Origin of the sequence: Peribacillus sp. NPDC058075 (assembly GCF_042885195.1) — a bacterium.
In the GTDB taxonomy this organism is placed as follows: Bacteria; Bacillota; Bacilli; order Bacillales; family DSM-1321; genus Peribacillus.
Genome location: NZ_JBHVSL010000006.1, coordinates 26847 through 50941, shown reverse-complemented (window position 1 = coordinate 50941; position 24095 = coordinate 26847). Strand labels below are relative to the sequence as shown.

The window sequence follows — 24095 nt, the reverse complement described above, 5'->3', positions numbered from 1 at the left end:
GGGAATAGAAAGGAAGCATGAAAATGACAGAAATGATACCACTGACATCGGAGAATGTGGAGCTATGTATCGAACTCTACATGAATGTTTTTAACAGTGAACCATGGAATGAAAGATGGACATATGAAAGGGCTAAAGAGAGACTTTCCGACTTATTGCATACACCTAAATTTCTTGGACTTTTATTTCATAGTGATCATAAACCAGTTGGTTTCATTGCTGGAAATAGTAAAGTGTCTGATCAAGGATTAACTTTTTATTTGGCAGAACTTTGTGTGAATAATGAAATGCAAGGCAAAGGGCATGGCTCAAAAATGCTTCAATCTTTAGAAGCTGAACTGCAGAAGAGAGAGATTAAAAGTCTATATCTATTAACGGCCAATGACGGGCTTGCAGAAGCATTTTATCTTAAAAATGATTATGTTGTAAATGAAGATCGGGTGGTCATGAAGAAAAATTTATTAAAAGTAGCCAAGGGGTGATGGAATAGTGTCGAAATCTGTAAAGTTGTATCAATTAAGCCGAAAAATACATAAATGGACTGGATTGGTTTTATCCGTTTTTTTTATGTTCATCGCAGTCACAGGCCTCGTGCTTGTTTATATGTTACCACTCGGAGTGGCTGATGAGTTAAGGATGGGGAAAGAGGCGGGTCCAGATCAAGCGATACCTATGGAGAAGGTCGTGTCCATTGCTACATCTCAGGATCTTCCAGGTGCAGACTCGGTTGAAGATATCTTTAGAATTGAATACAGACCAAGTGCAAATGTGTACCAGGTTCGCTTTAATAACGGTCAAGGTGTTCAAATAGATGTGAGTACGGGAAAAGTGCTATCCACAAATCCAGATTACTCGACGTTCCTCATCACTTTGCATGATGGAACCTTCTTTGGCGATTGGTATAGATACAGTATCCTCACAATGACGGGTTTATCTTTAATCCTGCTGTCATTTTCCGGGTATTACATGTTCGGGTATCCTCTCTATAAGCGTCTAATGACGAATAAAAGGCAATCTTAATATGAGGTGGTAATGTGTCTATAAAAGGTTTGAATCACTTTTTATTTTCAGTTTCTAATTTAGAGACTTCCATAGAATTTTATCAAAATGTTTTTGATGCTAAATTGTTAGTTAAGGGGAGAAGAACTGCCTATTTTGATTTGAATGGAATGTGGCTTGCCCTGAATGTAGAAAAAGATATTCCCCGTAATGAAATAAGCCCATCATACACACATATCGCATTTTCCATAGAAGAAGCTGACTTTATGAACATGTACGAGAAACTAAATGAACTGAATGTAAACATCCTGTCAGGACGTCCAAGAGATGAACAAGATAAGAATTCCATTTATTTCACCGATCCAGATGGTCATAAGTTCGAGTTTCATACAGGTACTTTACAAATCAGAATAGATTACTACAAACAAGAAAAAGCACATATGGAGTTTTTTGACTGATAATTAAACGATGAAAGGGAAATATTTGTGAAAACTATTGGCCTTATTGGCGGAATGAGCTGGGAATCATCGCTGGAGTATTATCGACTCATCAATGAGGAAGTAAAAGCCAAATTGGGAGGATTGCATTCAGCAAAGTGCATTTTATATAGCGTGGATTTTGAAGAAATCGAACGCTATCAAGCTGAAGGGGATTGGGAAAGTTCCGGTAAATTATTAGCCGATATAGCTCTGTCATTGGAAAAGGCAGGTGCCGAAATGATTGTGTACAAATACGATGCATAAAGTGATTGGACATATTGAAGAAAAAGTCAGTTTACCTATTTTACACATTGCTGATTCAACGGCAAAACAAATTCAAAAGTCCAAAATCAGTACGGTTGGTTTACTTGGCACTACATATACGATGGAGCAAGACTTTTATAAAACACGAATTGAGTTTAATGGCATCAAGGTTTTGATACCAAATAAACGAGGATAGAAACGTGATCTAGCGACAGTATCTTTATTAGCTGCTGGGTTTTCGCTTGGAAAAAGGAACAAGGTAATAATTCACATCATTAAAATTGGTAGTCAGGGCAGGTGAGTTTTTTGTTAAATTACATCATTTTTATTATAGCTTTTTTTATTATTGCAATAGTGTTTGAACGTTGGTTGAAGAAGAAATTAAAGATTGGTAAAAGCAAGGGCCATTTTTACAAAGGTGTTAATAAATATCAGAAGTGGATTTAAATGTCTATGCTAATAGCGTTTCTTATTTTAATATGGTTTGTTGAGAATACTATCCCCTTGCTTATTGGCTACTTCCTTATTTCATTAAGTTTTCGTGCTTTCATGGAATGGAAATATAAAAGAGAAAAAAAGGAATATATCTTAACTCTATACTCTATGTTTATTTACCTTTTTGTTTTGGTCACTGGCTTTTATTTAATTTAATATTATCTAAATGAAAACAGCCCCAATAAGGGACTTTTTTTACTGTGTCCTTAATGAACTAACGGGTGCGTTAGTTCAACATGAATAGTATTTAGTTTACGCAGCTCGATAGACTTATATATAATAGATGAAAACCATTAGGAGTTGACTTTATGCTTAATCGGATTCGAAATAAATCGATCCCCGCACAAGAAACGGTAGAAGAAGTAGATAATATCTACGCTATTTTACCTCCGCCAGGAACCATTATCGAAGAGGCAACTGAAGAAGAAATGGAAAAGGCAGCAGAGCTTGAAATTAGACATATGGCTTTCATGAGGTTGCAGGAAATGAATATACAATTCGACGGTTCGTCATATAAAGAACTATTAAAAGAGTTTCAAGATTTTGAAACCGATTCGAGTAAATTTTGGAGAGGTGTAGCAAGCCGTTTATCCGTTCCGTATGAATGGCCAATTAGAATTGATTATGCAAACGGCCCTATTTATATTGGTGAACACGATTTATATGAAGAAGATAATGAAGATTGATATTAAAATTTACGCTTGGCATAGTCGAATGGTTTCATGTAATAGTTATTAATGTATGTTAAATCGATTTTAGAGTGTTGACCAAAAGGGTTAATGCTCTTTTTATTTACAAAATTAGCTGTATAGTGATGTAAGTGGATTTTCCCTCAGTAGAACTAACAGGTGCTTTAGCTGAAGATCGGAGAATTTTAGGCAGCTTTTTCTTTATGTAACTAACGGTGTAGTTTAGTTTAATAAGTGTTCCATTTAAAAAGGAACCGCGATTGGCGATTCCTAAGATGATTATTTATTTGCTGCGTTTATGGTATTAAGTGAATGGTTAAGTGCTGTTTTACACTTGTTTACATCAGGATTCGATGAACGAACTGCTGCTAATACCACATCAATTGTTCCATCAATTTTCGTCCATGTAGCGCCATCGATTTTTCGAAGCTTAGGTTCCTGTTTGTCCCATTGATGTTCTAATTCATCTGCCCTTTTTTTCGCTAAAGCAAAGTCATTTTTGTTTATAGCGTTTAGTATATCATTTTCGATTTTTGCAAAATCGTTTAACTGTCGAGATAATGTAGTTTGTGAGGCACCAGATTTTGATGTTGAATTATTTGCACCTTTTAAGACACTAAGTGAATTAGTAAGTGCTGTTTTGCTTTGATTAATATCAGGTTTTGAAGAACGAACTGCTGCTAGCACAGAGTCAATTGTTCCATCAATTTTTGTCCATGTAGTGCTATCAATCTTTCGAAGCTTAGGTTCTTGTGTATCCCACTGATGTTCCAAATTATCAGCAGCTTTTTTTGCTGAAGCAAAGTCGTTTTTATTTACAGCGTTTAGTATATCATTTTCAATTTTAACAAAATCATTTAATTGACCCGCTAATGTAGTTTGCTCTGCAGCACCTTGTGATGCAATATTATTACTGCGCCAGTTATAACCACCTATACCAACAACTAAGAAAATTACGAGTACAACAATCGTTTGTGTTAGCACATGTTTCTTATTTGCATTACTTTGGTTTGTTTCCGCTATATCACTTTTAGCATTTGTATCAATTTTTGAAACGGCTAGGAAAACGATAATTGCTAAGATAGCGATAAGAAAAATAACACTCGTAACGGTTGTCCCGAGTCCTAATCCGCCATTTACTTTTGATTGAGATAGGTAATCTCCAATTGACGCTCCAAGCGGACGAGTTAAAATATACGCAATCCAGAAAGCTAATACTCCGTCAAGTTTCAAAAATTTATAAGCTAAGAAAACAAGAGCAATAATAATAACTACGCCTATTCCTGTGTTAAGATAACCAAAACCAAGTTGTTCGGAATATAAATCGCCGACCGCTGTTCCAAGTGCAAAGGTGAAAAGGACCGTAAGCCAGTAGAAAACTTCTCTTTTTCTAGAAAAAATCGAGTGGATCGATAGTGTTTTTTCACTAAGATACCAAAATAGAAAAGTCAGTCCTAGTAACACCGAGAATACAGCTGTACTAACCTCAAGTGGTACGCCCATATTATCTGTCAAACTATCCGTTACAAGTGTTCCAAATACGCTTATAAGAACAACTGTTACCCAGTAAATGGCTGGAACATATTTGTTTGCTTTAAATTGAAAAAACAATGCAATAAAAAACGCAACTCCCATAATAATGGTAGTAAGAGTTAAACCAAGTCCAATGTTGAAATTGATGTAATCAGCAAATGTTTCACCAACAGTTGTACACAAAACTTTGATGATCCAAAAGAAAATCGTCACTTGTGGCACTTTGTTAAGTAAAATTTTCATTTTATTTTGGTTTTCTTGCATATATAATTTCCTTTCTTTAAAGTGGTTTCCCACAACTTAATTTTATTTCTCTCTCTAAATTAGGATACCCATCCAAATCCAAGTTAATCAATAAGGAAGTCTGCGCTGTTTCTGCCATAATCTTGACGATTCCCAAAAATATGGTGACTTGTGATTCTTTGCTTATCATTTACCGACCTAAAGGTTGGACCATTTCAGTTTGTTCAGAAAATGCTAAGTTTCCTTTAAAGGAACTCAACTCCTTTTTGGAAGTAGTCATTGTTACAAAACAATTTCCATTTCTGGCAAAAATAGAAAATACAACATTTTCCCATAATAAGAAAAAGTCTGTTTATCAATTAACCATAAGATTTCAACTCTTATTACAGCCGATTTTCCATTAGAAAAAATCCTTATCTTTCTTGACTTAGGTCTTTATGGCTGTACTTTGCAAGGAAAGGGATATGTTTCGTTAATCTGTCATACATGTAGAACACAACTTGTACCAAAGGCTCCAATTTTTTGGAAGACTGCATAACGAATATGCTTGCCCCATATGAAATAAGGACGCCACCAATCACGTCTGCAGGATAATGGACTCCGACGAATATACGCGAAATGCCAACAATAATAGCCCATACTAATACGGGATACTTCCACGAGTCGTTTCGTAGCACCATCGTACATGCTATGGAGAATACTAATACCGAGTGATCACTTACAAACGAAGAGTCAGCAGGATGAGGTATTAACTGATGAACATGGTGTGCCACGAATGGACGTGGATGATAGTAGACAAGGTGAAGGATTGCGTTTATGAACAATCCAAGTAAGCAAGAAAAAACAGCGTATATTGCTGTGTACTGTTTTTCCGCTCGTTTTTCTTTGTTTGCAATAAACCATAGAAACAACATAAGTGCGAATACCACATAAGGAACGCTATTAGTGATGAATATCATTCCTCTATCTAGATAAGAGAAATGGCCGGACCAACCGTAAATCCATTGAAATATTTCATAGTTCATATTGTTCATCTCCTTGGTTTTGGTTACTCATTTAAAATCAAGTTAACCAGAAACATGCATTCTGAGTATATCGAAGGAACCTGAACATCCTATGAAAATTACGTTAAAAATAAATTAAAATAAGAAAAATAAATGCGAGTTTAGTGCTGTAGTCATTTAAAAATGAAGGCAAAAACAAATAGTAAGCTTGCATGTGCAAAGCGTCTTTTGCTGTATTTTGGAAACGACGGTTGTGAAATTGTCCATTCAATCGATCGAAAAGGTATTTGAGTTATGTAAAAATGAAGAAGGGATTTTTATTTTCGGGGGAGAACAGATTTATAATATGTTCTAACCTTATGTAGAGAAGATGTATATTACAAAAATTCATCATGATTTTGAAGGAAATATATTTTTTCCAGAAGTTTACTTCGATGAATGGAAAGAAATATCTGGGCATAACTTAATTTTAGGAGAAAGAATATGAAAAAGAAACTAAACATCGTTATCTCTTTATTAATAATTAGACTATTGGGATACGGAATATACTGGGCTTTTTTTGATATGAATCGACTACCAAAAGGCGATTTAATATCAACAGTTACCTCCCCAGATGAAACTTATACGCTTAAAGCTTATGTATCATCTGGAGGAGCAACAACAGATTTCAGTGTTCTTGGAGAGATGAATTTTAATAAAGAGAAAAGAAAACCAAATAATATTTATTGGAACTATCATGAAGAAAAAGCAAATATTAAATGGGTTGATAATGATACCGTAATAATTAATGGTCACCAATTAGAAGTCCCAAGTGAAACTTATGATTTCAGAAGGGATAAGAAGAAAATTATAAATCAACTAACGGGTGCGTTAGCTGAAGATCGGAGCTGTCTTAAGGCAGCTTTTTCTTTTTGCAACTATCGGGGCAGAGTAGCTATATAATGCGATTCTAAAAAAAAGAAGGTTAAATATGCTTTTTCACATTATCTAAAAGCCCACCCTCACTGGCAGGCTTCAAAATTGCTTTCTATTTTCATAATCCTTTGTTCCAGACGGTCAATCTCATTAGGTAAGGTCGCTAAAAGGTGATAATATATTTCGGCATTCCAAGGGATAGCAGGATAAATGGTACTCATGGATTTAATGCCATTATCTTTAAGCATTGCATATCGCTGACGGGTCTCGATTAACGAGTTTGTTAAATTTTTTAAAAGAGTTGCCATTATTATCCCCCCCAAGTAAATAACTGTCTAACTATCCAATTCTTTACCCTCTTTATTTATATACAAATCATTTTTAAGGTAAAAAAATTTATTCAACTAATGGGTGATTTACTTCAATAACAAGGGTTGCTGCGGCAGCCTTTTTTTTATGGCACTAAAGGGGCAGGATTGTTGAACAAGGAATGATAGAATAAGGGGTACATTTATTAACAAAATTGGATATGGAGATAGATATGATGTTTAGACTAAATACATTAGTACCAGAGTTATCAGTTTCAGATATAAATAAAAGTCTTAATTTTTATTTAAACATTCTCTCGTTTAAAATAGAGTATCAACGCCCAGAAGATAAATTCGCTATGCTATCATTAAATGACTGTCAAATTATGATTGAAGAGATAAATGGTAATTTGCAGACAGGGGAGTTATCATATCCTTTTGGGAGGGGAATTAACTTTCAAATAACGGTAAGTGATATTAACGAATTATATAAGAGTCTTAGAAAGCATCAGTACCCGATTAAGATGGAAATTCAGGAGAATTGGTATAGGGCAGATACTAAATTAAGAGGACAAAAGGAATTTTTAATCATGGACCCAGACGGATATTTATTAAGATTCGTCCAAAGCTTGGGGGAAAGAGAAAATGAAGGAGTTCCAGTTGTTGGTGATTAACTTGTTTTCATGGAAAACTGCATGTAATTAATTGTATCTCGTTAATGAACTAACGGGTGCTTTACTTCAATAATCCAGGTTGCTGCGGCAAACTTTTTCTTACGGAACTGCATTAATGGGTTATTTAGAGCAATCATTTGTGGTGAGGATCGGAGAGAAATATGAAACAACTAGCTTGGTTTTTGTTGCTTTTTCACTTATTAATTTTGATATTTTGGGTTGCGAATTCCGTATATTTATTCTCTCTATGGGGTGTATTTATATGGATTACGTCCATTGTTCTTGGGTTTGTTGCTTATAAGAAAATGAAAGAAACAGACATTGTAAAGAAATTGATAATGACATCAAGTTACTTTATGGCTTTTTTAGTTGTAGTTACAATTGCTATCTTCTTTACAACTAATTCAATGCCTTAGTTTTACTTTCCAGAACGAGGGTGATTCTGCGATATCTATGCAGCAGACATATTTTTGAATAATTTTTGTTATAGGGCGCATTTCTGTAGAACTAACGGGTGCGATAGCTGAAGATCGGAGCTGTCTTTAAGGAGGCAGCTTTTTCTTATGGAACTAACGAGGCAGGTTAGTTGTATAAGAAAATGTTAAATTAGAGAGTAGAAGGTGATGAGGATAGTAAGTAATTACAGTCGATAATAGGGGATGTTTATATGAATTGGAACTGGAATGAAACCACTATAGATTCTCCACTCTCGTCCGAAAACTTAAAGAACTTATTAAATAACGTATGTAGAAAAGAAAACAGATTTTCACAATTTGAGTTTATTAAGTGGTGTGATAACCTCACAATGGCTTTTGAGGAAGCTGAAGCATCTAATGAATTTGATGAAATAGCTTTTTGGATAGCACGAGATATTGAATGTCAATGGGATTTATTTTTGGTAAATACTTACTCATTAAAAAAAATGCAGAATTTAGACCTCTCAAAAGTAAAGTTACCTCAAGATTGGTTTATAGAGTGGTTAAAGCAATTAAACGAGGAATAAAAGGTAACTCCTTATTCTAGTAACGGATACGTTAGCTAATGATCAGAGCTGTCTTTAAGGCAGCTCAGGCTGTCGAGAAACACTCGAAAGCTGTCAAAAAGACAGCTTTATTTTTTAGAACCTACCTTTTATTTTTCCTTCTCGACTAATTCAAAACCATTTAATCCAATTGCAAACTCTACTCCTTGTTGGAGGGTTGAAAAAGTGCGAACTTTACTCATATTGAGGTTCAAAATGGAAATTTCGATGGCGAGCTTTGAAGAAATTCCTACTATGAAACACTCAGCTCCTAGCAAACGAACAGATTCAATTAATTTTTGAATGCCAAATATAGTAAAGTCATCAACACTAGTAATACCAGTTACATCAATTAGTAGGTAATTTGCCTTTTGACGAGATATTTCAATTAAAGCGTTTTCAACCAAATCTGAAAGTCGTTCTTGGTTAAAGTTTCCAATTAATGGTATAACAAGAATTCCTTTTAAAACAGGTATAATAGGAGAAGATAACTCCTTAACCAATAAGGATAACTCTTCGGTGCGGTCTTTTACCTTTTCCTCTAATTCCTTAATACTTTGTTGTTCCTTTTGCCTCGCTAAGTCGTGAATATTTTTTGTTGGAGTAATGTTAGAAGGGAATACCTCAATTTCATTAAATTCTTCACCTTCCGCTTGACTCTTATTAACCTTATACCATATATCTTGTTGAAATAGTCCTGCAAAGACACCTGCCCAATGACTTGGTAATAAAACTCCCGCGTTTTCTTTATTCGAATTTTTAAAGATTCTATCTTCCCAGCTATTTTTTAATTGAATAACTGCTCTTTTTTCCTCAAATGAGTAATAAGTAATCTTAAAGTTTCCCCAACCAGCAGTTTTATAAATATCACTGTATTCGGTAAAAAGTTGTTCAATGTCTTGACGTTCTTGGTAATATGAACTTACTAAATGTCCCATCCGATAAAAGGTTGCCTCATATACAGTCTTGGACACGTCAGTTCCGGAAACCTCTTCAATTGTATTTAAAAACAATTCTATTGCAGAGTCCCATAATAAGAGTGCAGGTGCACCGTCAAAAGTAAATAACCCTTTTTCTTCATTCCAGATAATTTCATTTTTGTTTACTTGGACCTTTAGATTAGTTTTAGCCATTAATTTCACCTATATATTATGAATTATCTTTATTTTATAGGAATAACAAAAGATTTGCTACTTTCTAGCTGTCTTTTAGGCAGCTTTTTCTTTATGCAACTATCGGGGCAGGATAGTTCCATAAGGAATACTGTTAAGTGACATTAAAGTTGTTTAATTTACAATAAAGTCGTTTATAACATAATAAAGTTGTTTAAAAGCGTCAGTCATGTTATTCCATTAAAGGGACAGATTGCAGAGGGAACAGTTGAAACATATATATGGAAAATTATTTGAAAGGATATACTAAGATGAGTACGATGATATTTAACCTTAATTGGGGCCATTTTCGCTACCATCGGAGGTTCATTAACAAAGCGTAGTTAGAGGAGGGTAAAATGGAGAAGCAGGCTGTTTTATTTCATTCATTAGAGGGTGAAAAAATCTACTTCAAAGCACTAAGGATAGAGGATGTTCAAGAGATACATCATTATGCGTCAGATCAAGAGGTTTCACGATTTATTGGCTGGAATTTGATGAGTACTTTGGAGGAAACTCGTCAGTTCATTGAAATAATGTTAAAACGTGAGTCGGCAGGAACTCATTTATATTCCTCCATTGTTGAAAAATTAACTCAAGCAATTATAGGAACAGCCATAATTTTCAATTTTGACCAAGAAGCAAACCAAGCTGAAATTGGTTATGTGTTGCATAAACATCATTGGGATAAGGGGTATGGAACAGAGATTGTTGCATTGATAAGTGATTTTGCATTTAATTCACTTAATCTTCATAAGCTCCATGCTATGGTAGTGCATGCCAATATTGGCTCTGCACGGATACTTGAAAAGAACAGGTATGAGTTAGAAGGACGATTAAAAGACCACTATTTTATAGAGAATAAGTATTATGATGCATTACTTTTCGGCAAAATTACTAATCTGGAAACTTAGCGTTCTTGTACAGATAAAATGAAGAGGTTTGTTGACGATAATTTCAATAAAATATAGTCCCTTCTTATTCAATTAAAGAGCGTGATTCTTTAATAAGAATCGCTTTTCTTATAGAACTACCATGAAAATAAGTTTCTTTAAAAATGGAAAAATGACAATACATAAGAAGACCCTGCTCCACCGTTTAAAAAAAGAGGAGAGCGTTAATTAATTAGTCTATGGATTAGGGTTGACCGGATTAAGGTCAGTATCAGTATTGACACATCCTAACCATTTTCATTCTTTGTGGTGAGTCGCCGATTTTTGCGATTCATGGATGCCTAACGGGTGCGTTAGCTTTAGATCAGAGCTGTCTTTAAGGCAGTTTTTTCTTATGGAACTATAAGAGCAGTTTAGTGCAATTAAGACGGGTAAAAATCCAGCTCTCTTTTAAGTCGCTCTTGAGACATATTATTCAGCTAAGAAAAAAAAATAAAAATCCATCCCTGAAAAGCTTCGAGGATGGATTCAGACAAACACCAAGATCCTTAGGGGGTCTCTTGGATGTCCTATAGATAGGTAAGTTATCCAGGTTATTACGTAAAACGAACATAATACATAGAAAAAGAGAATGTGCGGGAACAAAAGTCGAAGATCCAGCTGCCATAATTGGTGGCTTTTTTATTGACTAAAATTCAGATTTGGTCTGTATATAGAGGGGGGAATCGAGGATTAAATATTTTTGCCCCCTTAATACTAAGGTTCCTTTCGAATTAATATAAATAGTCTGTGTAATAGACTAAAAAAATGAAATTTTCTATACATGCTTTGATATATATCTTTTTGGGCTGTATCTAGGGTATCCATGAAATATTTATAGATGGTACACAAAGGTTATTTTCAAAAATAGTAGGAATGCTATCCATCATTTTATCAACATGGGTCATATATATATTACGTCTTTGAAAGACAAAGCTGGTCGATAATTGCATTCTTATTCAGTGTATACATTTTAAGACTCTTCGCTTCAAATAAGTAGACGTGTTTCCCTACTTAAGACAATCAGGAGTTGTTCTTGAAAGGGGGATTTAATTTGAAGAAATTCATTGTTTGTTATACCTTGGAAAATGATATTAAACGAGAAAAAATATTAAAAGGGCCAGATGTAAAGAAGGAAGACGTTCTACAAGATGCATTAGATAAGATAGTACGAAGTGATTACTTTATTGCGAAAACCGACCAAGGAGAGTATAGGATAAATTCTTCCTTAATTCGTTATATACAGGTTTTGCATGAAATGCATTGTTTTAAATACCATACTGATTATCAATGACTAATGAGTAAATAAAAGGTTATTTCTTTGCATAGTTTTCTTAAATTTTGTTGAGTAACTTGAATATGGGAGAGAAGATTAATGTCAGAAACGTATCGTTCTCGTCAGGAACGTAAACAAGTGGAAAAAATAAAACAAGATCAAAAAAAAGGTAAAAACTCCCCTAGAAGAAGGTCTTTCTTGAAGAAGGTTTTACTTTGGTTTTTACTGTTAGGTGTTATTTCATTTGGAATAGGGGCAGTTACGGTTGCAGCGATGATTAAGGATGCACCTAAAATAGATGATTCAAAACTAGTCGATCCCCTTTCTACCAAATTATACGATAAAAACGGGGATTTCCTTTACGAATATGGTAAAGAAAAGCGGACAAAAATTAAGTATTCTCAAGTTCCAAAAATGTTGGAACATGCTTTCATTGCCACGGAGGATGCACATTTTTATGAACACAATGGCATTGATATAAAAGGAACTGCGAGAGCAATCTTCAAGAACCTAAAAGGTGATTTCGGATCTCAAGGCGGAAGTACGATTACGCAGCAGGTCATTAAAAACTCCTTTTTGTCACCTCAGAAAACTATAAAGCGAAAGGTACAGGAATGGAGCTTGGCCTATCAGCTTGAGCAAAAGTATTCCAAACGTCAAATATTAATGATGTATTTAAATAAGATTTACCTTGGAGACGGGGCATATGGTGTAGCAGCTGCCGCCAAAAATTACTACGGAATCGATGCCGATCATCTAAATAAATTAACGCTTCCGGAGGCCGCTATGCTGGCGGGGCTCCCGCAGAGTCCAAGTTATTACGATCCCACTGAACCCGAACATGTGAAAGCTGCAACAAATCGTCGTAATATTGTTTTAGAAGCAATGTATAAACAAGGGTATATTACGAAACCGCAATTGGAGGATGCAAAGGAGGTACCAGTTACAGCAGGACTTGTACCAAAAACGAAACAGAAAGGAATGCCGTACGAGGCGTTTTTGGACGCTGTTGTAAAAGAAGTTGAAAGAAAGCAGAAAAATGTAGATATCAGTTCGGATGGATTATCTATTTATACGACGCTAGATCCAAAAGCTCAGACCTTTGCGGACAAAATAATGAACACCGATACGATTATTTCTTATCCAGATGACAACTTTCAAGGAGCCTTCGCATTTTTGGATACAAAAACAGGAGAAGTTCGAGCTATTGGAAGCGGTCGAAACCAATATAAAGCTTCCTTCCGAGGCAACAACTTTGCGGTTGATATTAAACGTCAACCAGGATCTACTTTCAAGCCAGTCTTTGATTATGGTCCGGCTATTGAAAATTCAAAATGGTCTACAGCACACCAACTTAATGATCATGAGATAACCTACTCAAATGGTCAATCTATTTCTAACTGGGATCATCAATATCACGGAATGTTGTCGATTAGAACAGCACTTCAATGGTCATACAATATTCCAGCACTCCTTACCCTTCAAGAAGTAGGGATGGATAAAGCACAAAACTTTGCAGAAAATCTGGGTATTACTTTTAATAATAATAAGGTGTACGAATCATATGCGATTGGAAGTAATACCGTTAATCCATTAGAGTTGGCAGGGGCATATAGTGCTTTTGGAAATAACGGTGAATACAATACACCACATTTTGTTCGTAAAGTTGTCTATCCTGATGGCAGAGTTGTTAATTTAACACCAAAGCCAAAACGTGTTATGCATGATTACACAGCTTATTTGATGACAGATATGTTACGGACAGTCGTAAAATCTGGTACAGGAAAAACAGCAAATGTCCTTGGACTAGATGTGGCTGGAAAAACTGGCACAACCAATTTTGACAGTAATACCAGAGCACAATATGGATATCCAACCGGTTCGGTGAATGATAGTTGGTTCGCTGGTTATACACCGCAATACACTATGGCGGTTTGGACTGGATATACTAAAAATGGTCCAGGTAATTATATGGATGGAAATACAACTAAAATCTCGCACCAAATGTTTAAGGTCATGCTGGAAGCGTTTGGAACAGACCAAAGTAGCTTCCAGCAGCCTAGTGATGTATACCGGGTGAATAATGAACTGTTCATTAAAGGTGCAAATCCTGAAGAAGCTCCACCAGTTACAAAAAATAATAAAGAAAAATCATTTGATATTGATGGAATAGAAGAGGATAACAAACATAAACAACAAGAGGAAAATAAATACAAACAAAAGGAAGAGAAGCATAAACAACAAGAGGAAAAGAAACATAAACAAAAGGAAGAGAAGCATAAACAACAAGAGGAAAGGCAACACAAACAATAAAGAGTTTTTAGGATGGGATCGCATTGGTTCCATCCTTTTTATGATACACATAAGAGAATGTGAGGGTTTCTACTTAAACTAGAGGGTGCGTTAGCTGAAGATCAGAGCTGTTTTTAAGGCAGTTTTATCTTATTGATCTAACGGGGCAGGATAGTTGAAGAAGGATTTTCATCTCCTTTGCAGAAGGTAAGTAATGTATGTTCATTTCCTTATGAAAGAAGGGTGTATTATGGAGTTTTATCCTTCTGAAATTGATTTCATTTCTCTATTTGAATGTCTTCCAGTAAAGAAAGAGGATGATGAACTGTTCGAATATAATGAATCAACCTTCAGGTTCAAGGTTAAAAAGTATAAATATGTGGTTATCGTTTGCCCGTTTTATAATCAATTTGGGTTATTAGTACAAGAGGGAAGTATGGTTATTGGAAGATATAATTTTCAAACGGTAAGAAAAATCGAAATACTTACCGATAAAGAGGATGAATCTTCTATACGGTTATTTTTAGATGATGATAGAGAAAGGTTTTTAATGATTGTAGAAATTACCTTCAAACCGAACTTTAAGATTGAAATAAAAGAAACGTTTGCTTGATTACATTTAAGAACTGGCTGCCCAAACCGGTAGCCTTTTTATTGAACTAAGGAGCAGTATTCCTGTAATGAATGTTCTTAATGAACTAACGGGGCAGTTTACTTTAATAAACACAATTAACAAATATGATACAATTAAAATATACTTAATTCCCTTTAAATAGGAGATGTCATTATGAAAGATTTTCTCTCTAGCTTTCTCCTTATTTCTAGTTGGCTCATATTTGCTATTAGTACATATCTATTATATTGGGCAATATTCATGCCGTTATGGGCTTTTATTCCTTTCTGTTTTGTCTTAAGTGTAGGCATACTATGTTTTTATTGTTCAAAAAAACTTGATAAAAGCGAAAAACTGAGTGATTTTTAACTCAAAGTATTCATTTCTTAATGAACTAACGGGTGCGTTAGTTGATTAAGAATTAAGTGATATTATGAGTGAGGTCAGATTTTAGTTAAAGGGCGCTATTCTGGAACAAGGGTAAGCGCCTATTTTTCATTATAGAGCCATTTAATTGAATAAGCTTTTGAATTACGATGCAGGTTGTTGAAGTGATATAATTAAATAAAATTAAACGTTAATACCGAAATATAATGAAATAAAGAATAAGAAAAAGGGGGATTGAAAATGGATGTAAGATACCCAATTGGGAAACTACAAGTTCCAGAAAAAGTAACATTAGAAAATATTCAAGAATGGCTAAAGGAAATCGAAACTTACACGATTCGATTAAGAGAAACTGTCGACTCATTAAGTGATGAGGAATTAAGCAGAACTTATCGTGAAGGTAGCTGGACAGTTCGTCAACTTGTTCATCACATTGCAGATTCTCAGTTGAACATGTATCAACGTTTGAAGCTGGCTTTAACAGATGAGAATCCAACAGTACCAGCTTTTGATGAAGAAAAGTGGGCTATTCAACCGGATACAAAGCTTCCTGTAGAAAGTTCTATTAAAATGTTAGAAGGTATAAATGAGCGCATCGTACCTTTAGGACATAGTTTAACTGAAGAGCAATTAGATCGAGCTTTTACTCACCAGATAAACGGTATAATAACAGTTGCAACAAAAGTTGCAAAATTAGCTTGGCACGAAGAGCATCATTTAGCCCATATAAAAATCGCATTATCAAAGTAATACAATATGTAAAAGTGGCTTATCGAACCTCGATAAGCCATTTTTAAAATTAAAATAAGGAATAATTACAGAAGTTTTATTCAACTAAAGGGGCAGGATAGTTGAAGAATCGTAGTGAAGACGAACTGTGCAAATCCAAATACCCTTTGCCTTTAATAGATAGTATATAATGAAATATATTCCATTAAGGAAGGGGATTAATTGTGTTTTCCAGCGAGACTGTCTATTTAAAAGAACTTAATTTATCTGATGCTGAAAATTTACTACAATTGCTAGTGGAAAATAAGGATTTCTTTGAACCATTCTCAATAAAACGTCCATCTAACTACTATTCTTTAGAAAAGCAAAAGGAATTAATAATAACTTGGGAACAAAAATCAAAAGAAAATATTAAATACCAGTTTGGAATTTTTCTAAAAAAAAATGATGCACTGATAGGTACTATTAGCCTTTTTGAAATTATTCGTGGTCCCCTTCAAAGTGCATTGATAGGTTATTACTTAGATCAAAAAAATAATGGTAATGGTTACACTACAGAAGCTGTTAAAATGGTTGTAGATTATTCTTTTAGAACTCTTAATTTACATAGGATTGAGGCTGGCGTTATGCCACATAACATAGGTTCAATACGTGTTTTAGAAAAGGCTGGTTTTCATAAAGAAGGAATTGCAAAACAAAATATAAAAATAAATGATCATTGGGAGGATCATCAGGTATTAGCCATAATAAATCCCAACGATTAATTTTCATTGTCTGCCCGTCTTTCAATTTCATTTTCAACCACTCTAATGCAGAATGAGTGGTTTTTTCTTTTAATGTACAGTTGATGTCAAATTCTACAGTCGGTCTTCGTCTACTAATAGGTGCTTTACTTCATTATCAGGAGCTGATCAGTAGCTCCTTTTCTTTATGGAACTATCGGGGCAGGTGAATGTTTGTACTTAAACTAACGGGTGCGTTAGCTGAAGATCGGAGCTGTCTCTAAGACAGCTTTTTTTATGGAAGTAACGGGGCAGGTTAGTGAAAGAAGGACTTTCTATTTTCCACACAAATGAAAAGGTGTTAAATGTATGATTAAATAAAAAATCGTACAGAACTTAATTTTTTAGGGGGAAATATATTCTTGAAAATAGTTAGAATTATGTTAACAATAATTGTTCTTGCTTTATCAGCTTATCTGCTAATTACTGAAAACTTTGAGTTTATGCCGTATTTAATGTTGATCTCGGGTGCAATTATGTTAGTGAGAGGATTAGCTGAACTACAAAAAGATAGAAAAGGAGGATTTTTGGGGTTCGTAGTTGTCTCATTATTTCTTTTCTTTGTTTCAATACAGGGTTTCTTAATGAACTAACGGGTGCGTTAGTTCTATAGACAAAATAATGATTTTAAGCAATCAGGCGCTTATCCGTCATAAGGAAAGTGTCTTTTTTTATGGGGTAAATGATTGTGTAGTACAAGATAATAAGCAATAGGACGGTTGAGAGAGAACAGAATACAAAAACAAGAAGGATTTAATGAAAAGTGATTGCATTTATCAGTTATACAATTTTCATCATTCATAAATTCATTTTTTATTGACGTATATATCATTAAACGATATATTATATTTAATGATATATCGTTAAACGATATAATGAAATGTAGGTGATAAAATGGCAAGAAATGATTCGCTTGAGACAGGTGAATTAACGGATGCGTCATATTACATTTTGCTTTCTTTGATGGAGGCGAGACACGGTTATTTAATTATGAAAAACATTGAGGAAATGACAAATCAGCAATTTACGGTTGGTCCGGCTTCTATGTATACCACGATTAAGAAACTTTTATCTGCAGGAATGATTGAGCAGCTAGGGGAAGAGAAAGACAAACGCAAAACGTATATCGCGACAAAGCAAGGCATTGATTTGTTAAGAAAAGATGTTCAGCGCCGTGAAGCAATGATCAGCCATGCGAAAAAAATTTTGGATCAGAGAGGGGAAGGTGCATGATGAAAAAAACAAAGTATGTGATGAGCGGTGGTTTGGCATTTGATGAAGAAAAGGATATGGCAAAGCTGGAAAGACTGGCTCGTAAAGGATGGATTTTTGACCGTTTTGCATTTATGGGCTATACACTTAGAAAAGCAGAGAGTCAGGAAGTTCAGTATTCGCTGGATTACCGCAAAAATGCTGATAGCGATTACTTCGCATACTTTGAAGAAGCGGGCTGGACACGTGTTGGTTCTTCAGCAGACTATATACATTTATTTAGCGCACCTCCAGGAATAGCTCCTATTTACTCAGACAGGGAAACAACGATCGAAAAATATGAAACCGAGAAAAAGGCAATGGGAAAGGGAGCTTTCATCATGATTCTTGTCTCCCTCTTATTTATAGCCGCCCATTATCTTGTTAACAAAATTACCTTGTTTAACGGAATTCAGGCAACTGTGGATATTGTGCTGACTATTCTGTATTGCATTTCATTGATTGGATTGGTTTTTACAGGAATGCCTTATTTGGGATATTTATATCGAGTGAATAAGTTGAGAAAGATTGGTAGGAGATAATAATAGTTTTAATGTTCAGCTATTTAGCACGTTCCTGTAACAAAGTGCTTATTTTCTTTTTGGGGTCAGGTTGTGGAACAACACCCTTAAAGTAAATTGGCTGTCTGTTTTAAAATTAAAGAGATTGTGAAGGAATGTACTTAAACTAAAGGGTGCGTTAGTTCATTTAGAAAAAGTAATAAAAAGTCGATTCCTTAACGTAGAGGAGATCGACTTTTTAGCGTATAAAATGGGCAGTATAGCATTGTTGATACTGTTCGTAAAAGTAGACTTTTACGAACGGTTATTTTTTATCCAGAATCCTCTTGTTATAACGTTCGTTAAATATAGAAGACACTTAATGGACGTTCTTGATTTCTCATAAATTTTTACGAATTTTTGGATAAAGTAAGAGAAAAATAGAAGAAACTCATCAAAAAATAGTCTTTCTCTCTTAGAGAGAATTTCATTAGGTTTGAGGTGTTATATCTGATAATTCAGGTATTATATCTGATAATTCGGTACTAAAAATAGGTTCTTTATCCATTAGACTGAAGGAGTCGTAAAAAATAGTTTGAACCACCTTTCTCCAATCTTCTGGAATGCTAGCCCATTCATCGGTCCATGAGTTTTGAATATAGATATATGCCTTTGCAGGTTTTTCAGAAGAAGGTGATCCATATCCTAAAGCATCCTCAATGCATTCCTCTAACATAAACCTTTTATTTGGATATCCTATGGCATCTAAAATTGGATTGTTAAAAACTTCAGCACCAGGAGTTCCTTGATCACGATCATGCATTACATAAGGATTTATCCCAGTTGCCCTTAAATATTTTACTAAGGAGATAATTGATGATTTCCCTCTAGCTTTAATAATTTGCCAATTATGTAATATATCAACGCGTACAATTGATGGCATTCTAGATATTGTTTCTCTCAAAACTATATCTTCAGTATCTCCTTCAACAATTAGTACGTTTTTCGAAAAGAAAGCCCTTGAGATATAGTCATCCATTTTGAGTAACATTTTAACATAATCCTTTTCAACATCTTGTAACTTCTTAAATGCTAAAGAAGTATTAAAAGGATTACAGATAATTCTTTCAGTTTCAATAGTCTGTCCACCAAAGGAAATTGTATCTTTTTCAAGAATCAAATTATTTAGTGTTTGTGCAGGCTTTTGACTCAAATCTATCATGTAAGGTGAATGTGTTGTACAAACAATCTGGTTAAAGGGAAAACTCGCAAGGTCGTAAATTGTATTACGCATTTGATTAGCTGCATTTGGATGTAAATAAATTTCTGGCTCCTCAAATCCTATTAACAAAGGTCGAACATTTCCAGTTTCTATTTTTTTATTTTCCCGTATAGTTCTATACCTTAGAAGAGCAAAAACTGCAGATCTTATCACCCCAGTTCCTTGTAAGGCTACAGAAGTAAGTACGTTACTTTGCATGCTGATTTTAAAGTTAGGTTTTATATTTTTATCTGCTTCCCCCAATGTAGTTTCTGCTTTAATACCTATGTCAGGAAATATATTACCAAGAACTGAATTTAATTCACCCATCATGACGCCAAATTCACTATTTGAATCACTGGGATCCAGTTCATCTGCTAGTAAATTTAAATATGTTTGGGCTTGTTTGAAATTTTCTGAAGAATCTCTTACATCTTTAAAAAGCTCATTTAATGTATCGTATAATGCCCCAGAAGTGCCGGATAGCTCTGATGCTTTATCTTGAGCTGGAATAAGTAAAAACTTCGGTAATTTTTGTAATACAATACCTGGTATTCCACCAGGGTTTTCAAACCAAGACTCTTGAGTCTCATCTACTTCATAAAGATCTTCAATTTTACGAATGGATTCTAACTGTTTTAGAGTTAATTTTTTTTCTAAATTACCAAGATCAAGGCCGCCTTCCTCTTTAATTACTTCATGTGATAAACCGGCATTAATAAATTCATTAATAGTAGTGCAATCCTTAAATTTTTCAATCATTACTTTATTATATTCTTTCATTTGCACTGTATAATTAATATTGGGTTTGAATATTTTTTTATAAACTATTTTATACCCAGTTTCATTTGTCCCTTCAGTAGGGGTATATTTTAAAATCCTCCCTTTAAATCCTTTCCAATCAAGGGCATCTTTTGACACGTTTCTAAATTCAGCTGTTAAGACGATTTCGTCACAAATTCTTTCATTCGACTTACCATCTTCACTTAATTTATGGCAAAATTCTTCTTCAGGGATTTTCTTTGAATCATTTAATAATATATTGAGGGCATGTAGTATGGTACTTTTTCCTTTATTATTTTCACCTATTAAAAAGGTTGCATCTGAAAAGAAAACCGTAGTATTAAGATGCCTTCTAAACCCTTCTATTTTTAATGAGTATAAGTTCATTTACTAACCTCCTGTTTTTTCTTAGTATATCTACTAATTCAACAAAAGGAATTTTTTACCTTCTTGATAAGTAAATATACTAGCGCCAACATTCCATAGGTTGCTGTACCATTTAATGCGGGTTTTTAGTTCCATCGTATATTAAATCTATTACTAATTATTTATCAATAACAGGGGTTGCTTCAGCAGACTTTCTCTTATGGAACTAAAGGGGCAGGTTAGTTCCATAAGGAAATGGATTATTTTACACTTATGAATAATTACTCTTTATTGTTATTATTTTCTTGAAAGGTTCAAATTATTTTAATTTGATATCGTTAATTCACCTTTAAGGAATGTGATTTAATGTGAGAGCAATAAATACAATTAACTTAGTTACAAAGTTATTAATTTTTTAAATTTTTGTCTCTTTTAATACATATATTTGTTTTTATGCAAAAGACAAAATAGAAGGCATAGTTACTGCCTGTATAGGTATCTTTCTAGTAATTTTAGTGGCAACTATTGCATTTATTCTAGATAAAAAGCCAAGGTAAATCTGATTTTTCAATCTCGGAATATTTATAGCATCAATTAGGCAATTAACAAATAAAATTACAAATAAATTGTAGGTTCCAATAACTTAATATTAAAGGGTGTGTTAGCTGAAGATTGGAGCTGTCTTTAAGGCAGCTTTTTCTTATGGCACTAACGGGGCAGATTTGTGAAAGAATGATTGTTAAACAGTGTTTACGGATGTTATAAGAGGGGATTTTATGATACTTCAAGCTATATATTTTCAGCAATTTATTGGGTCGGAATTATTATATGGTCGCTTAAAAATAAGGAAAAGGCAAAGAAGGAATTACTTCAAATGAAAAATAATTGGACGGCAGGAGTAATAGTATTTTTACTTGTTTTTTCTCCATTTTTAGTTGTGGCTCTTATGGTATTTATACAGTAATTTGTTGTACCTTATTAATCTAACAGGTGATTCTTCATCTTGGAATCTTTTAAAGTGAGGAAATTATTTAATTTAGGTAGGATTAATAGAGTGACAAAGACTTTTTTGGGTCTATATTTGTAACTATATTTGGTATTATCGCAACCTGGACTGGTTTGATTTATACGACTCGTTATCGGTTTGATTATAGAAAATTTTTTGAACACATCAAATATATAACGCCCTTACCTTTAACATTTAATTATTGGTTTCTTAAAGTTTTATTTATTTTCGGAGGATTAATGTGTGTTGTTTTGGGTCTATACGGAATTATTTTAAGATATTCTTAATGAACTAACGGGTGCGTTAGTTTAAAAAGAAGTAAAAAAGGATCTTCCAATCGAAGATTCTTTTTACTTCTATAAGGTCGCTTATATGTAAAATGCTTACTATTTTTGCTGAATATAATGGGTTTGACTTTATTTTGGGGTAATGAGCAGGTTTCGTCGTAGATGGTGGCGGTGAAGATCCGCCATAGAAGTTTCTTATCCAACAAACGGGGAAGAGAGGGCGTTTAAGTGCGGTAACACTTCAATAGGTATTACCGCATTGAAATATAAATATAATATAAAGTAGTATTCTTTCTTTTTGAAGAACTTCTAGCCCTTTAAAATTTATACCAACCGAGTGATTCTACACTTTTTTGTGTATTTACGTGTTTTGTTTCCAAAAAACCGTCCAATCCTTCTGGGCCAAGCTCTCTCCCGATTCCGCTATGTTTATACCCTCCCCAAGGCGCTTCCACGTATGGTGTATGATAGCTGTTAATCCAAATCGTTCCCGCTTTAAGTTCCCTAGCTATTTTTTGTGCTCGTTCCTGATTACCAGATAAAATCCCCGCAGCAAGGCCAAATTTCGTGTCATTTGCTAATGCAATGGCTTCTTCTTCCGTACGGAAAGATTGAACTGTTACAACCGGACCAAATATTTCCTCTTGTACAATTCTCATATTTTGTTTTACGTTCGTAAACACAGCTGGTGTGATATATAAGCCTTTGCGATTTAAACGCTCTCCACCGCATAATAGGGTTGCTCCTTCTTCTTTTCCAATGGAAATATACCGCTCAATTTTGGCCAAATGTTCTTTTGAAATAATGGCACCCATTTCCGTATTTTCGTCAAATGGATCATTAATTTTCAATTTTTGAAGCTTTTCATCAAGTTTTCCTAAAAATGTTTCATAAAGGTTTTCATGAACAAGTAATCGGGAAGATGCCACACAAACCTCCCCTTGATTTAAAAATGCACCATAAATAGCCAATTCAGCTGCTAAATCAGCATCCACATCATCAAAAATAAGAAAAGGTGATTTTCCTCCAAGCTCTAAAGATACCCGTTTAAACGATTGAGCACATAATTCGTTAATTTTTCTTCCAGTTTCCGAACCACCAGTAAATGAGACTTTATCCACTTTATCGCTAGTCACCAGAGCTTCACCGGGTCCCTTACCAGCACCTAAAACTAAATTAAACACACCATCCGGCACATCGCATTGATCTAGCAGTTCTGTAAACAGAATTGCTGATAAAGGCGTAATTTCCGAGGGTTTAAACACGATTGTATTTCCGGCTGCAAGAGCCGGTGCTATTTTCCACATCCCAAGTAAAAAAGGAAAGTTCCAAGGAACAATTAACGAACAGACACCGATAGGTTCTTTGTAAACTTCACTGACAGACCCATCTTCCATTTCGATACGTCTTGGCTGCTTTTCAACTATTAAATTCACATAATAGCACAAACATGCAATTGAATCTTCTATGTCCAGTTTTGCTTCATTATATGGCTTGCCTGTATTAATAACTTCCAATTTAGTCAAATCGTCTTTTGCGTCTTCCAAGCGTTGGGCTATTCTTTTCAGAGTGTCAATTCTTTTTTCTTTATTGATTGCCCAATCGTTTGTTCGGAAAGCATCGGAAGCTGCCTGTATGGCCAGTTCGACCTGCTCAACACTCGCTTCGTGTATCTCAGTCAAGATTTCCTCATTAGCTGGATTGGACAGAACTCTTTTTTCGCCTTCACCCTTCAGCCAGTGTCCGTTAATGTATAATTGGTCGCATTTTTCTAATAGTTTTTTCAAATGACACACTCTCCCTAAAAATTTAATTAATCAGCTAAGTCCTCTATAACTTCGGTAGCTGAAGTTCT

General features: G+C 34.4%; 23 protein-coding genes and 2 pseudogenes. 19 read left to right on the top strand and 6 right to left on the bottom strand.

The genetic code is table 11. The features are described 5' to 3' along the window. Positions 1-23: 23 nt before the first annotated feature. The 6 genes and pseudogenes from ACFVS1_RS24655 to ACFVS1_RS24630 all read left to right on the top strand — a co-directional run bounded on the left by ACFVS1_RS24655 (position 24) and on the right by ACFVS1_RS24630 (position 2923). The gene (locus ACFVS1_RS24655) at positions 24-482 is read left to right on the top strand and encodes a GNAT family N-acetyltransferase (protein ID WP_387551568.1); all 459 of its coding nucleotides are present in this window, start codon (positions 24-26) and stop codon (positions 480-482) included. Positions 483-489: 7 nt separating this feature from the next. Further along, positions 490-1020, top strand: a complete 531-nt coding sequence (locus tag ACFVS1_RS24650) for a PepSY domain-containing protein (RefSeq protein WP_352926999.1) — start codon at positions 490-492, stop codon at positions 1018-1020. A gap of 14 nt (positions 1021-1034) precedes the next feature. Continuing rightward, on the top strand, positions 1035-1457 hold the full coding sequence (gene fosM, locus ACFVS1_RS24645; RefSeq protein WP_387551564.1) for a FosM family fosfomycin resistance protein: 423 nt from the start codon (positions 1035-1037) through the stop codon (positions 1455-1457). A gap of 27 nt (positions 1458-1484) precedes the next feature. After that, positions 1485-1929 (top strand): annotated as a pseudogene (locus tag ACFVS1_RS24640) (aspartate/glutamate racemase family protein); the annotation flags it as partial. A 260-nt stretch (positions 1930-2189) separates the two neighbouring features. Continuing rightward, the gene (locus tag ACFVS1_RS24635) at positions 2190-2393 is read left to right on the top strand and encodes a DUF4181 domain-containing protein (RefSeq protein WP_387551561.1); all 204 of its coding nucleotides are present in this window, start codon (positions 2190-2192) and stop codon (positions 2391-2393) included. Between the two features lie 152 nt (positions 2394-2545). Next, positions 2546-2923 (top strand): hypothetical protein, encoded by a 378-nt coding sequence (locus tag ACFVS1_RS24630; protein WP_387551558.1) that lies wholly within the window; start codon positions 2546-2548, stop codon positions 2921-2923. 282 nt (positions 2924-3205) lie between these two features. Here ACFVS1_RS24630 and ACFVS1_RS24625 read toward each other — a convergent pair whose 3' ends face one another. Beyond that, positions 3206-4723, bottom strand: coding sequence for a COG4705 family protein (locus ACFVS1_RS24625; protein ID WP_387551555.1), 1518 nt, complete (start codon positions 4721-4723; stop codon positions 3206-3208). A gap of 392 nt (positions 4724-5115) precedes the next feature. Beyond that, a complete protein-coding gene (locus ACFVS1_RS24620; RefSeq protein WP_387551552.1) occupies positions 5116-5727 on the bottom strand; it encodes an undecaprenyl-diphosphatase in 612 nt (203 codons plus the stop codon). Between the two features lie 216 nt (positions 5728-5943). On the opposite strand from ACFVS1_RS24620, the pseudogene ACFVS1_RS24615 reads away from it, so the two are divergent. Both ACFVS1_RS24615 and ACFVS1_RS24610 read left to right on the top strand, forming a co-directional pair. Beyond that, positions 5944-6157 (top strand): annotated as a pseudogene (locus tag ACFVS1_RS24615) (dihydrofolate reductase); the annotation flags it as partial. Between the two features lie 32 nt (positions 6158-6189). Next, entirely contained in the window at positions 6190-6648 is a 459-nt protein-coding gene (locus ACFVS1_RS24610; RefSeq protein WP_387551549.1) for a DUF5412 domain-containing protein, read from the top strand. Positions 6649-6707: 59 nt separating this feature from the next. On the opposite strand, the gene ACFVS1_RS24605 is transcribed toward ACFVS1_RS24610, so the two are convergent. Continuing rightward, positions 6708-6929: a hypothetical protein gene (locus ACFVS1_RS24605; protein ID WP_352926987.1), complete on the bottom strand. Its 222-nt coding sequence runs from the start codon at positions 6927-6929 to the stop codon at positions 6708-6710. A 233-nt stretch (positions 6930-7162) separates the two neighbouring features. On the opposite strand from ACFVS1_RS24605, the gene ACFVS1_RS24600 reads away from it, so the two are divergent. Both ACFVS1_RS24600 and ACFVS1_RS24595 read left to right on the top strand, forming a co-directional pair. Further along, positions 7163-7603: a bleomycin resistance protein gene (locus ACFVS1_RS24600; RefSeq protein WP_387551545.1), complete on the top strand. Its 441-nt coding sequence runs from the start codon at positions 7163-7165 to the stop codon at positions 7601-7603. Positions 7604-8270: 667 nt separating this feature from the next. After that, a complete protein-coding gene (locus tag ACFVS1_RS24595; RefSeq protein WP_387551542.1) occupies positions 8271-8606 on the top strand; it encodes a hypothetical protein in 336 nt (111 codons plus the stop codon). A 128-nt stretch (positions 8607-8734) separates the two neighbouring features. Here ACFVS1_RS24595 and ACFVS1_RS24590 read toward each other — a convergent pair whose 3' ends face one another. Continuing rightward, positions 8735-9757 carry an STAS domain-containing protein gene (locus ACFVS1_RS24590; protein ID WP_387551539.1) on the bottom strand — a complete coding sequence of 341 codons (1023 nt, stop codon included), beginning with the start codon at positions 9755-9757 and terminating at the stop codon, positions 8735-8737. Positions 9758-10134: 377 nt separating this feature from the next. Here ACFVS1_RS24590 and ACFVS1_RS24585 point away from each other — a divergent pair, with 377 nt between their 5' ends. The 9 genes from ACFVS1_RS24585 (at position 10135) to ACFVS1_RS24545 (ending at position 18579) form a co-directional block, all read left to right on the top strand. Continuing rightward, positions 10135-10689, top strand: coding sequence for a GNAT family N-acetyltransferase (locus tag ACFVS1_RS24585; RefSeq protein WP_387551536.1), 555 nt, complete (start codon positions 10135-10137; stop codon positions 10687-10689). A 1072-nt stretch (positions 10690-11761) separates the two neighbouring features. Next, positions 11762-12001, top strand: a complete 240-nt coding sequence (locus ACFVS1_RS24580; protein ID WP_144530034.1) for a hypothetical protein — start codon at positions 11762-11764, stop codon at positions 11999-12001. A gap of 120 nt (positions 12002-12121) precedes the next feature. Then, positions 12122-14296 carry a transglycosylase domain-containing protein gene (locus ACFVS1_RS24575; protein WP_387551532.1) on the top strand — a complete coding sequence of 725 codons (2175 nt, stop codon included), beginning with the start codon at positions 12122-12124 and terminating at the stop codon, positions 14294-14296. Between the two features lie 229 nt (positions 14297-14525). Then, positions 14526-14888, top strand: coding sequence for a hypothetical protein (locus tag ACFVS1_RS24570; protein ID WP_352926967.1), 363 nt, complete (start codon positions 14526-14528; stop codon positions 14886-14888). 627 nt (positions 14889-15515) lie between these two features. Next, positions 15516-16025: a YfiT family bacillithiol transferase gene (locus ACFVS1_RS24565; protein WP_387551528.1), complete on the top strand. Its 510-nt coding sequence runs from the start codon at positions 15516-15518 to the stop codon at positions 16023-16025. Between the two features lie 203 nt (positions 16026-16228). Next, positions 16229-16768 (top strand): GNAT family N-acetyltransferase, encoded by a 540-nt coding sequence (locus tag ACFVS1_RS24560; RefSeq protein WP_387551525.1) that lies wholly within the window; start codon positions 16229-16231, stop codon positions 16766-16768. Positions 16769-17148: 380 nt separating this feature from the next. Continuing rightward, positions 17149-17379: a DUF3953 domain-containing protein gene (locus tag ACFVS1_RS24555; protein WP_387551522.1), complete on the top strand. Its 231-nt coding sequence runs from the start codon at positions 17149-17151 to the stop codon at positions 17377-17379. A 301-nt stretch (positions 17380-17680) separates the two neighbouring features. Then, positions 17681-18019, top strand: a complete 339-nt coding sequence (locus tag ACFVS1_RS24550; RefSeq protein WP_289338234.1) for a PadR family transcriptional regulator — start codon at positions 17681-17683, stop codon at positions 18017-18019. Beyond that, positions 18016-18579: a DUF2812 domain-containing protein gene (locus ACFVS1_RS24545; protein WP_387551518.1), complete on the top strand. Its 564-nt coding sequence runs from the start codon at positions 18016-18018 to the stop codon at positions 18577-18579. The genes ACFVS1_RS24550 and ACFVS1_RS24545 overlap by 4 nt, the downstream gene beginning before the upstream one ends. A 448-nt stretch (positions 18580-19027) precedes the next feature. Here ACFVS1_RS24545 and ACFVS1_RS24540 read toward each other — a convergent pair whose 3' ends face one another. Together ACFVS1_RS24540 and ACFVS1_RS24535 are read right to left on the bottom strand one after the other, a co-directional pair. Continuing rightward, positions 19028-20968, bottom strand: a complete 1941-nt coding sequence (locus ACFVS1_RS24540) for an AAA family ATPase (protein ID WP_387551515.1) — start codon at positions 20966-20968, stop codon at positions 19028-19030. A 1589-nt stretch (positions 20969-22557) separates the two neighbouring features. Beyond that, positions 22558-24027: an aldehyde dehydrogenase family protein gene (locus tag ACFVS1_RS24535; protein WP_387551512.1), complete on the bottom strand. Its 1470-nt coding sequence runs from the start codon at positions 24025-24027 to the stop codon at positions 22558-22560. Positions 24028-24095: the final 68 nt, after the last annotated feature.